Annotated in this window: 8 protein-coding genes; 3 read left to right on the top strand and 5 right to left on the bottom strand. The window is 56.4% G+C overall.

Annotated features, from left to right (window positions below):
• Nucleotides 1–262, top strand: a 262-nt coding sequence (locus B060_RS0114500) for a transposase (RefSeq protein WP_018080771.1), incomplete at its 5' end; no start/stop codon positions are given.
• Here B060_RS0114500 and B060_RS24680 read toward each other — a convergent pair.
• Nucleotides 234–722 carry an esterase/lipase family protein gene (locus tag B060_RS24680; protein WP_157405645.1) on the bottom strand — a complete coding sequence of 163 codons (489 nt, stop codon included), beginning with the start codon at nucleotides 720–722 and terminating at the stop codon, nucleotides 234–236. The two genes, B060_RS0114500 and B060_RS24680, sit on opposite strands and share 29 nt — an antisense overlap.
• Before the next feature lie 111 nt (nucleotides 723–833).
• Between B060_RS24680 and gabT the strand changes: the two genes are divergently transcribed.
• A complete protein-coding gene (gabT, locus tag B060_RS0114490) occupies nucleotides 834–2,111 on the top strand; it encodes a 4-aminobutyrate--2-oxoglutarate transaminase (RefSeq protein WP_018082519.1) in 1,278 nt (425 codons plus the stop codon).
• A 37-nt stretch (nucleotides 2,112–2,148) separates the two neighbouring features.
• Nucleotides 2,149–2,850: a DUF6445 family protein gene (locus B060_RS0114485; RefSeq protein ID WP_018082518.1), complete on the top strand. Its 702-nt coding sequence runs from the start codon at nucleotides 2,149–2,151 to the stop codon at nucleotides 2,848–2,850.
• A 7-nt stretch (nucleotides 2,851–2,857) separates the two neighbouring features.
• Here B060_RS0114485 and B060_RS0114480 read toward each other — a convergent pair whose 3' ends face one another.
• The 4 genes from B060_RS0114480 to B060_RS0114465 form a co-directional block, all read right to left on the bottom strand.
• On the bottom strand, nucleotides 2,858–4,396 hold the full coding sequence (locus B060_RS0114480; RefSeq protein ID WP_018082517.1) for a tryptophan halogenase family protein: 1,539 nt from the start codon (nucleotides 4,394–4,396) through the stop codon (nucleotides 2,858–2,860).
• A 39-nt stretch (nucleotides 4,397–4,435) separates the two neighbouring features.
• Nucleotides 4,436–5,953 (bottom strand): tryptophan halogenase family protein, encoded by a 1,518-nt coding sequence (locus B060_RS0114475; RefSeq protein WP_018082516.1) that lies wholly within the window; start codon nucleotides 5,951–5,953, stop codon nucleotides 4,436–4,438.
• The gene (locus tag B060_RS24675) at nucleotides 5,946–7,493 is read right to left on the bottom strand and encodes a tryptophan halogenase family protein (protein ID WP_051081085.1); all 1,548 of its coding nucleotides are present in this window, start codon (nucleotides 7,491–7,493) and stop codon (nucleotides 5,946–5,948) included. Before B060_RS24675 ends, B060_RS0114475 begins: the two co-directional genes overlap by 8 nt.
• A 191-nt stretch (nucleotides 7,494–7,684) precedes the next feature.
• On the bottom strand, nucleotides 7,685–11,137 hold the full coding sequence (locus B060_RS0114465; RefSeq protein WP_018082514.1) for a TonB-dependent receptor: 3,453 nt from the start codon (nucleotides 11,135–11,137) through the stop codon (nucleotides 7,685–7,687).
• Nucleotides 11,138–11,458: the final 321 nt, after the last annotated feature.

Below are 11,458 nucleotides of genomic sequence, written 5' to 3'. Positions count from 1 at the left end.
CATGGACAATCTGCCGGCTCACAAGGTTGCAGGGGTCAGGGATATCATAGAGGCAATTGGCGCAAAGGTACTCTATCTTCCCCCTTATTCCCCAGACTTCAATCCTATTGAGCAAGTCTTTGCCAAACTCAAAACCTTGTTGAGAAAAGCTGCCGAAAGAACCGTAGACGGACTGTTTAAGCGGATTGGGGAAATCCTCAAACTTTTCGAGAGCCCGGAATGTACCAACTACCTCAAAAACTCTGGCTACCAGTCAATGTGATCGGAAAATGCTCTAGCGCATAATCGGGCCGGATACCCTCAAGAAGATCGGAACTCGTGGTCAGATCCAGACCCGCAGGTCCATAAAGCCAACGATAGGGTGAAAAACCTGACAGAGCATCAGCCACCTCGCTGCCGCGTAAAGGTGGCCCGAGCATAACGACGCGACCCACTTCGACAGGGATTCGCGTGCGCAACCTGCCGAGCAGACAGGCAGCCACGAGTCCGCCCATCGAGTGCGTGACAAAATGAAGCCGGTTGCACCCGTTGAAAATACCTTCCGCATCGAGCGCATCGGCAACATAGTTTGCCAGACCGACAATATCGAGACGACGCCACGGATAGGCCAGGTTGAGCGTCTGGAAGCCTGCCCTTTGCAGCCGTATTTCAAGGCCGCGGAGGCTACGCGGTGTCCGGCCTGTGCCATGCAGCAGGACGACACTGTCTCCAATCCGCTTCATGCTGCGCCCCATTCTTGCCTGCCGGAGATAGTCGATATATTGTGCTCAAATTCAACTGGCAAATTGTGATCACAATATGTACTCTCCCTGCAGTCCAGCCGGAGATGTCTCATGACCCACAATGCCGATCTCACCGCCCGCCGTTCCGCCGCCGTAGCGCGCGGCATCGGTCATGCCACCACCCTCTTCGCCAGCCGCGCCGAAAACGCCGAACTGTGGGACGCCGACGGTAACCGCTTCATCGATTTCGCCGGCGGCATCGCCGTGCTCAATACCGGCCACCGTCACCCCAAGGTGCAGGCCGCCGCGCTGAAGCAGATGGACGCCTTCACCCACACTGCCTTTCAGGTCGTGCCCTATGAGGTCTACATCGCCCTGGCCGAAAAGATCAACGCGCTGGCGCCGATCGAAGGTCCGGCCAAGTGCGCCTTCTTCACCACCGGCGGCGAGGCAGTCGAAAACGCCGTCAAGATCGCCCGCTGCTACACGAAGCGCGATGGCGTCATCGCCTTCACCGGCGGCTTCCACGGCCGCACCGCCCTGACCTCGGCCCTGACCGGCAAAGTGGTGCCTTACAAAAAGGACCTCGGGCCGCAGCAACCCGGCGTCTATCATCTCCCCTTCCCGGTCGAAGCCAGCGGCATCGACACCGACGACACGCTGAAAATGCTCGACTATCTCTTCAAGGCCGATATCGCGCCGGACGCGGTGGCCGCCATCATCATCGAGCCCGTACAGGGCGAAGGCGGCTTCCTGATCACGCCGCCGGAACTGATGCGCGCTTTACGCAAAAAGTGCGACGAACACGGCATCCTGCTGATCGCCGATGAGGTCCAGACCGGTTTCGGCCGCACCGGCAAGCTGTTCGCCATGGAAAACTACGACGTCAAACCCGACCTGATGACCATGGCGAAGTCGCTCGCCGGTGGTTATCCGCTTTCCGGGGTGGTCGGTCGCGCCGAGGTGATGGATGCGCCGCAGGTAGGCGGCCTTGGCGGCACCTATGGCGGCAACCCCGTCGCTTGTGCCGCGGCTTTGGCCGTGCTGGAGGTGATCGAGGAAGAGAAACTGCTCGACGCCGCCAACGCCCAGGGTGCCAGGCTGAAAGCCCGGCTCGAAGCCCTGGCCGGGCGTAATGATATCGTGCCGATCACCGCCATTCGCGGTTTAGGCGCCATGATCGCTTTCGATATCGTGACCGAGCTTGGCAGTCATACGCCCGACGCCGTGGCCACCAAGGCGGTGACGACGAAAGCGCAGGCGCATGGCCTGATCCTTCTGTCGTGCGGCGTCTATGGCAACACCATCCGCATACTGGCGCCACTCACGGCTTCAGATGAGGTCATGGACGAGGGGATTGCCATCCTGGAAAAAGCCCTGACCCTGTGAGCTTGCATTTCGCACCGGCGGCTCTAAAAATGGATTCATGACCCAGAGCCTGCCCCCTCTTTCCCTCAACCGCAACGCCCGTATCGAGGTAAGGCGCATCGGTGAGGAAAAACAGCCGGTCTTTGTGGTCGATGAGGCGTTCAATGGCTGCGAGGACCTGGTCGAGTTTGCGGCACGATCCGCTTTCGTGCCGCCCACCACCGGATCTTACTATCCCGGCCTCAACGCCCACCTGCCTGCCAATTATCTGCCGACCCTGCTCCCGGCGCTGGAACGCCCGCTGACTGAGATTTTCGACGCCCTGCCGGGGCGGCTGGGGCGGTCCTACGGCTTTTTCGGCCTTACCAACCTATCCCCCGCGCAGATGGCGGTGCGCCAGGGCCTGCCGCATACCGATTCCGCCAATGCCAGAAGTTTCGCCAGCGTGCATTTTCTCAGCGCAAGCTTTGGCGGAACAGCCTTTTATCGCCACAAGGCGACCGGTTTTGAAGTGATCTCGAATGTCCGCGCCAACGCATTCAAGACCGTGCGCACACGTGAAATCGACAGCCACGACGCGCAGCCGCGCGAAACCCTGGCCCATCTCTACGAAGAGATCGCCCATGTCGAACCTGTGTTTAACCGGCTGATCCTGTATCGCGCCACCCAGCTCCACGCCATGCGTCTCGAAAATGCCGATGCCCTCAGCTTAGACCCGAAATACGGGCGATTGACGGCCAATACCTTCCTGAACACGTAAGGCCGCTTTAGCCTCCGGCGCGCGCCTCATCACGCTGTTTCAGGGCGGCAGAGGCACAGCTCTTGCGGATAAAGTCCTCGTGCATCGGCAAGGTCTTGACGCGGTCAACCACTGCGGTGCGCCAGCGCCCCAGCCGCAGCCTGATATCATCATCGTCGAGCGTATCGGCGGCGGGATGATAGTCTTCCGGCACCAGGCCCTGTCCTGTCAGGACGGCGTACCAGCTCACCTCGCGGAACAGTTCACGCTCATTGCTCAGAGTCTGGCCGGTGGAACGGAACACGTCGAGCCGCTCGCGTAAGGAATCGGGCACCTCCATGTTACGCACATAGTTCCAGAACGGCGTATCATCGCGTTCGGTCACCTTGTAGTGAGCAATAATGAAGTCCTTGACGTTGTCATAATCGAACAACATCTGGCGATTATATTCTTCGACAATGCGCGGGTTGAATCCCTGGCGCGGGAACAGGGCCAGAAACTTGAAGAGGCCGGCCTGGACAAGGTGAAGACTCGTCGATTCGAGCGGCTCCAGAAAGCCACTGGCCAGCCCCAGAGCCACGACATTCCTGTCCCAGAAGCGCTTGCGATGGCCCGTAACGAAGCGCAGAATTTTCGGGTCGGCCATAGGCTTGCCATCCAGCCGCGACAACAGTTTTTCCGAGGCCTCATCCTCGCTGATAAAGCTGTTGCAGAAAACATACCCGTTACCTGTGCGGTGTTGCAGGGGGATTCGCCATTGCCAACCGGCCTCGCGCGCCGTCGCGCGCGTGTAGGGGATCAGATCGTCACCGCGTTCGCAGGGCACAGCGGCCGCGCGATTGACGGGCAGCCACTGGCTCCAGTCGGTATAGCCGCACTTGAGCGTTTCCTCGATCAACAGGCCGCGGAACCCCGAGCAGTCGATGAACAGGTCGCCGGCAATCTGACTACCATTCTCCTGCTCGACAGACGTAACATAGCCCGTCTCCGGGTTCTGGTGCACCTTGACGATCTTGCCTTCGCGCCGTGTTACGCCGCGCGCTTCGGAATATTTGCGCAGGAAACGCGCGTAAAGCGCCGCGTCGAACTGAAACGCATAATTGAGGTCTGGCTTGCCGTTCTCCGGCTTGACGCGTCCGAACCGTCCCTGAAGCGCGGCTTCGGTCTCGGCATTATAGCGACCGAGATCGATGACGCCGCCGCCACGCCGGTAATAGTCGCGCAGGTAATAGTTGGGGAACGTAAAGCCATCGATATCGACTCCAAAATAGCCGAAAGGGTGGAAATAGCTGACGCCTTCCTTCTGCCAATCAACGAATTGGATGCCGAGCTTGAAGGTGGCATTGGTCTCGCGGATGAACTCATCCTCGTCGATATTCAGAAAGCGATTATAGCGGATAATAGCCGGAATAGTCGCCTCGCCGACACCGACGGTTCCGATCTCCTCGGATTCCACCAGAGTAATGTCATAGCCCTGCGTCCCCAGCGCCTTGGCGAAGCACGCCGCCGACATCCAGCCGGCTGTGCCGCCGCCAACAATGACAATCTTCCTGACCTTGGACTCCACGCACGTCTCCCGATGATACACTCTTATTTATATAGCTTTTCAGCCTTGTGCCGACATGCCCGCGGCAGGTGACAGACCCAGATGCTGCTCCATAGGCCTCATCTTTTCGACACTGTGGCGGATAAAGCCAAGCATCTGCTGGAAGCGTCGAATGACTTCGGCTTCGTTCACCTGGTCCACCAGGGGATCGTAGGTTTTCGGCATCAGGCCATGGCCAATCAGCATGGCGATCCACTCAGGATCTTCAAAGGTTTCGTCATCATAGGCGATGAGCATACCGCGCGCCTCGAACACATCCAGTTTATACTGTAGCTTGTCCGGCAGGATCATGGCGCGGCAGTGATCCCAGATCGGCTGATCGAACCTCTGATTAAGTTTGTAGCGGCAGATCTGGAAATCGCGAATACGCTCAACGGCCGCTGTAACGTTGCGATTATATTCATCGCGTTCCAGCGCCATATCGCTGTCAATCGGGAACAGAGAGATAAGGTGCGACATCCCCACCAGATTGGCATGCAGGCGAACATTGTCGATCGGATCGAAAACGACAGCCGCTTCCCCGACGGCCAGACAGTTGCCTGCCCAAAACTGCGTGCGACAGCCGGCGCTATAAGGGGTCACCACCGCATCGCCATGCAGTTTCAAGGCTGATACGATTCCTGCCGTGTCAAAAGCTTCCTGTTCGCCCATATCGACGCTGGCATAGACCTGCTGTACCGCCGTGCGATCGCGCAGCGGATAAAGCCCCAGCCAGCCGGAACGGAAGGCCGATGCCTGACTGAAAGAGGGTAATGGCGTAAGCGGCGGCGCATAGGTCGTCAGGATGCGGTCACACGCGAACCACTGGCTCCAGGACTCGAGCCCAACCCCCATGGCCTGGCCGAGCAACAGACTTTCTGCACCCGAGGCATCAATAAAGAAATCGCCTTCCACCACTTGGCCATCATTAAGCAACAAGCCGGTGATATCGCCATTCTCCGCGCGCAAGGCTTCTGCCAGCCGGCCCGTGCGATGTATGACACCCCGTTGCAAGGCGACCTGTTTCAGAACCTGGCAATAACCGATGGCGCCGAGATGGTAGGCATAGTCGTTGTTGGAAAAGCTGTCCGTCTCTTCATCGGGTACGAAAAAGCGTCCGTGTTTCGCCGCCGCGACCGACAAGGAGAAATCGTCAAATTCGGCCTTAAGACCGTTAGCCCGCGCCTTTAGCCAATAGTGATGGAACTGCACGCGTTCGAACTTGGCGCCATAGGTGCTGTAGGCATGGAAGAACGGCGGACGTGTCTTGGCCCAGTTGGAAAAGCGCTGACCCAGGCTGAACGTGGCCTGTGACGCGCGCATGAGAGCGTCTTCCTTCAGCCCCATGAGGCTGTGAAAAGCTTCCTGAGCGCGCAGGGTGGGATAGACATCACCGGCGCGCAGAAGGGACGGCAGCTCAATAGCCGTAATCTCGATGTCCGATTTGGAAAAGGCCCGCTCCAGTGTGTTGACCGCCAGCCACAGCGACTCATCGCGGCCAAGAACCACAACCTTACGCACCCGCTTTGGCTCAGCCATGCGCCGTCTCCCCCATCATCGCAGCTTTGGAAGCGGCTTTCGCATCGAAGCAAAAATCGCGGACGAAATCGGCGTGCGATGGCATGGCCGCGACATTCACATCAATGCGTCCTTTCATCTCGCTCAATCTGGCTAAAAGCTCATACGCACTCAAATTATCCGCCTGACGGTCATAACCCACCGGGGTTATGCCCTGTCCGGTATAGACGGCGATCCAGCTTGCCGGCGAGAACAGCCCGTCCTTGTAGCGATGCACATGGCCACGCCGCTTGAAAATGGCCATCTTCTCGACCAAAGACTCAGGCACCTGCATGGATTGCGCATGCCGCCACAAGGGCTCATCGCGGCCCGCCGTGGCATGATAGTGCAGGATCAGGAAATCCCTCACCCTTTCATATTCGATATCGACCAGGCGGTTGAATTCACCGGATATCCTGGGATCAATCTGCTTGCCAGGGAAGAGCTCGATCAGATAGGACGCGGCGATCTGAGCCAGATAGATGCTGGTCGATTCCAGGGGTTCAAGGAAACCACTGGCCAGGCCAATAGCGATACAGTTCTTGTACCAGGACTGCTGGCGCCGTCCGGATTGAAACGTGATGAGACGTGGGTCGGCCAACGGTTTGCCATCGAGATTGGCCAGAAGAACCTCAGCCGCCCGTTCTTCGGTGGTGAACTGGCTGGAAAAGACGTAACCGTTACCCGTGCGGTGCTGCAAGGGTATGCGCCACTGCCAGCCGGCTTCACGCGCTGTCGCGCGTGTGAAGGGCGTCAGGTCGCCGACGCGTTCGCACGGCACGGCCAGAGCGCGGTCACAGGGCAACCATTGCGTCCAGTCTTCCCAGCCCATTTTCAGTGTCTGGCTGATCAGAAGGCCGCGGAAACCGGAGCAATCGATAAACAGATCTCCCTCGACCACTTCGCCCGACTTCAGTGTAAGCGCCCGGATATAACCGCTCTCCGCATCGAGCGTCACATCAACGACCTGACCTTCAGTGCGCTTGAGGCCTTGGCCTTCGGACCACTTGCGCAGGAACTTGGCATAGAGCGTGGCGTCGAAATGATAAGCATAGGAATAGGTCGAACGGATCGACTTTTCATCGTCGGACGGCATGTCGAACTTCATGTGGCGACAGGCCGCGATCGGATAAGAATAGTCCTCGATATTCAGATCATGGCCATTTTGGCGGGCACGCAGCCAGTACTGGAAGAAGGGTACGCCCCCCATAGCCTGACCATGGACGCCAAACGGGTGGATATAGCTGTCGCCGCGTTGCGCCCAGTCGCGGAACTCAATGCCGAGCTTAAAGGTCGCGTTGGTTTCGCGCATAAATTCAGCCTCGTCTATGGCGAGGAACTGATTGAAATCATGTACTTGTGGAAGTGTGGCTTCACCCACTCCGACAATGCCGATGTCATCGGATTCGATCAGACGAACAGAACAGAACTCAGGCTTGAAGGCGCGGGTCAGGGCCGCAGCGCTCATCCAGCCGGCGGTTCCGCCGCCCAGAATGACGATTTTCATCGCAGGACTGCTCATAGGGAATCTTTCGGATTTGGGTCACAATAGCCTTACGGAGATGATCACACAGATGACCTTCCTTCAAGCCAGACATTTTGCCTCACATGCGCGCCTCAGACACCGACTAGGAGCGATGCGTGCAAGCGAGATAAAAAAGGCGCGCCGTCCTGTCGGGCAGCGCGCCTTTCCTAAGTCATCAAAGAACGCTCTTAGTACTTCAAGCGGATAGAGGCTTGCAGGCGGCGGTCGTTCTGGAACCAGGACGAATCGAGGAAGCGGACTTCACGATCCGGATACATTGTCGTCGGACCATCAACCTGCTGCTGAAGCCGCGTTTCTGTATTTAACAGGTTAGAGCCTTCAACAGACAGTTCAATGTGCTCGTTAATACGATAGGCGACACGGGCATCAAGATAGCCCGCGTCCTTCTGCCAGACCGGGAAGGTCGTGCAGCAATCCTGAGCCGTAACCATGAACTTTGAACGCCAGTTATAAGCCAAACGTGCCGACCATGCGCCCTTTTCATACATACCAATCAAATTGTATGAATTATCTGACAAGCCTTCCAGAGGCAGCTTAATAAAGGCGTTGGCTGAACGGCTGATGCCGCCGGTGTTAGGATCGGCCGAACCAGTCGGATCAGCCGTTTCGCGTGCAACACCCGCACTGTTGATGCCGGAATTGACCAGACGGGTATAGTTGGCTTGGATGCCGAAGCCGTCGAAAGGTGCCGGAAGGAAGTCGAAGAAGCCTTGATAGGCAACTTCAAAACCCTTGATGGAGGCACCGTCACCATTCACTGGCCCGTTCATAAGAACTTCGCGAGTTACACCATTGTTCGTATAGTTACGATAATAGGAGCCAAACTGAATATAGTCGTGGAATTTTTTGTAGAAGGCGTTGAAGGTCAGCGAGCCTGTGCTTGAGAAATAGTTTTCCACAGACACGTCAAATTGATCGGCCGTTACCGGCTTCAGATATGGGTTCTGCGCCTCACCTGTGTAGGGCACAACCGCCTTGGTGATAACATTTCCTGTGCACTCCAAGGCCTTGCCACACGCTTGATCATTGAGTGACGGAGTGGTGCCCGAAACCGAAGAATAAGCTTTAAGATTACCGATATCCGGGCGTGACATGGCTCGTGAAGCAGCCAGACGGACGAACCATTTATCGGAAAGGCCTAAGCGAACATTGAAGCTTGGCAACCAGTTCTTATGCGTAATATCGGACGTAACTTTTTCAGCGGAAGGCTGCATAAACAGGCGGTCATCCGTGAAATTCGCCGGATTGTTCACATATGCATTCCGGGCAGCAACCTGTGCGTTATATGTATTTAGGTCAGTGCCTTGATCCGCGGTAACTGCAGGGGGAGTGCCCTTAAGACCAGGAACAAAGTAACTCCAGTTAAGAGTCGTAACGAAATTATTTGAGCCGGGCGCAGTCTCGCTTCTGGTGGTTGGATCTGCAGCATAGGTCATGGTTGAGTAATTGACCCCGCCGGTAGCGATATTCTGCGTCTCAACATAACGGACGCCGATATTACCTGTGACCGTAACACCATTGAATATGGTGGCGTCAGGGCCACCGAACTTCAATTGTATATAAGCCGCCTTGGTTTTCTCCTGAACATCCGATAGTTCCGCTGGGAGGAAGCCACGGGCATCTTCTCCGGTACGATACCCGACAGGCACCCATTCATTGGTAACGCCGGCGGCATTTGTCGGCTTATAATTCTGATTCCCAAGAGTGGACGCAAAGAGAGCGCGATCCTTGATCAGATCCATGGCGTAGAAGATAGCTGTTGGGGCATTGGTAACGCCACCACCATAGAAATCGTCAGACAGGGTCACGGACTCATAGCTTCCTTTGGGGAAAGCCGAACCGGTTATGAAATAATTGTCTCGATTATAGTCTTGCCAGTCGCGAATGCTAACTTTCCAGTTGTAGGTCGACCAGCGCACCGATTGCTGACGATCCGCAAAGCGAACGCCGGCCTTCAGATTGCTAATCCAGGGCGAATCGAAGCTGTACTGCATGTCCAAACGAACGGCATCCATTTTACCGTCAGAATCGGTAATGTGGTCCATGACGTAAGCGCCGGCATAGTTCTCCGGGTTGGAGATATTGCCGGGCGAATCGTTAAAGCTGCTGGGATCTGAAACCGTAAACACCGGGTGGCTACCCGACAGGTCATAATTGACATTCGCGAATGTTTTTAGCGAGCCATCAATATCATAATTGGATTGCGTGGCCTCGACGTGCTGAACATCGAAGTTCAGCTTTAGGCGATCCGTTACATCCCATTTGAAGTTAAGCGCCAGATCCTTGGTATCGTTCACACTATCGCTGTAGCGCGCAGTTGTGCCGTAACGAGTGCCGCGAACGCCCTTGGCCGTATAAGGCTTACTTGCGTCTCGATCTTCGGCACAAGTCCAGTCATAACAGGTAAGAGCGCCTGATGGATTCTCGGCGCCTGCATTCGCCCCATAGGTCGCCATCCAAGAATCAAGGTTGGTAACCAGTGTGCCCGATGTGAGCCCCCCGTTTTCGTTAAACGTACAGTTGGTGTCCGGATGACAGACCGTGGAGACCTTACCTGTACTATCAAGGTTGTTGCTTACCCAGGTAAGCGGCTTCGCAAAGGTGTCAATGCCTGAGCTTGCGGACAGCACGTGCTCTTCCATCTGCTCGCGCTTCTTGGACTGCTGGTATTGCAGCGTCAGCAGCATGGTGTGTTCGTTGTTCTGCCACTGACCTGCAATGGCAACACCATCACGCACGCGATCATAAACATTGTCACGGATGGCGGCGCTACCTGGCATATACTTCTTTGTGGGGTTGATCCACAGATCCGCTTGTGGATCAGTCACAACACCCCCGAAGGGCGGGCTGACAATAGCGCCGTAACGGCCAAACTGGATGCCTTGCGACGCCGTGATAACCTGCGAGTGAGCTCCGTTGACCATCAGGCCGAATTCGCCGTATTCCGTTTCCCAGCGGTCGGAATAAATGCCTGAGACTGCTCCAGCACCATCTTTGGAAAGATCACCCCAAGTATAATCGGCACTGACCGCCAAAACACGACCCTTTTGGTCGAACGGCAGGCGTGTACGCAGGTTAACAGTGCCAGCGATGCCGCCTTCGATCAGTTCGGCGGTCTGGTTCTTATAAACGTCCACGCCGCCCATCAGTTCCGGCGACACATCAGACCAGCTCAAACCACGCGACGAGTCGGCGGTGAAGATGTCGCGGCCGTTGAATTCCGAACGCACCTGCTGCAGACCGCGGACGACGACGCCCGAAGGTTCGGCCGAGAAGTGGGCCGTGTCGCCCGTAGCGGCAAAGCGATTGACGGTGATACCCGCGACGCGCTGAAGCGCTTCAGCCACCGACTTGTCAGGGAAAGAGCCAATGTCACTTGCCGTAATCGAGTCAACGACCGTATCGGCATCCCTCTTGATTTGCTGCGCGTTTTTCAACGAACGGCGCACGCCGACAACGACAACTTCCTGAGCGCCGGCCGCCGCGTCATCCGATGGGGCAGCATCCTGCGCATAGGCAGGCGTAACTAAAGTGGCTGCGAGTGCGGTAAGCGCGACAACAGACACGCCAGCCTTCAGCACAGCAAGCCCCGAGCGGGCTTTGCCATTTGTAGATTTCATAATATCTTCTCCCTGATCGTTCCTTGCCGCAGACCCGAGATTCTGCCGCAAAAAACCGTTTTTTACCAAAAATACTAATCTGAATTACGAGCGCCATTGGTAATAGCAGGCATTTCCGAGTGGCATTCCGCACGCTTGTTTTATGCCAGATCGACATTTTGACTCATGAGTCAAATTTGGCTCGATCTGCGGCGCATCTTGAATTTTCGGAGGTAACCTAGTGACGTTTCTCAACCCGATTAATTATTTCGTTTTTCATTGTTATACAAAGATGACCGCGATTTCTACGCAAATATGTCGTTTCCGCCACAATCGCCCCTG

Source organism: Asticcacaulis benevestitus DSM 16100 = ATCC BAA-896 (assembly GCF_000376105.1).
Classification (GTDB): domain Bacteria; phylum Pseudomonadota; class Alphaproteobacteria; order Caulobacterales; family Caulobacteraceae; genus Asticcacaulis; species Asticcacaulis benevestitus.
Note: the sequence above shows the minus strand (reverse complement) of the source record. Positions and strands in the feature narration are given on the sequence as shown.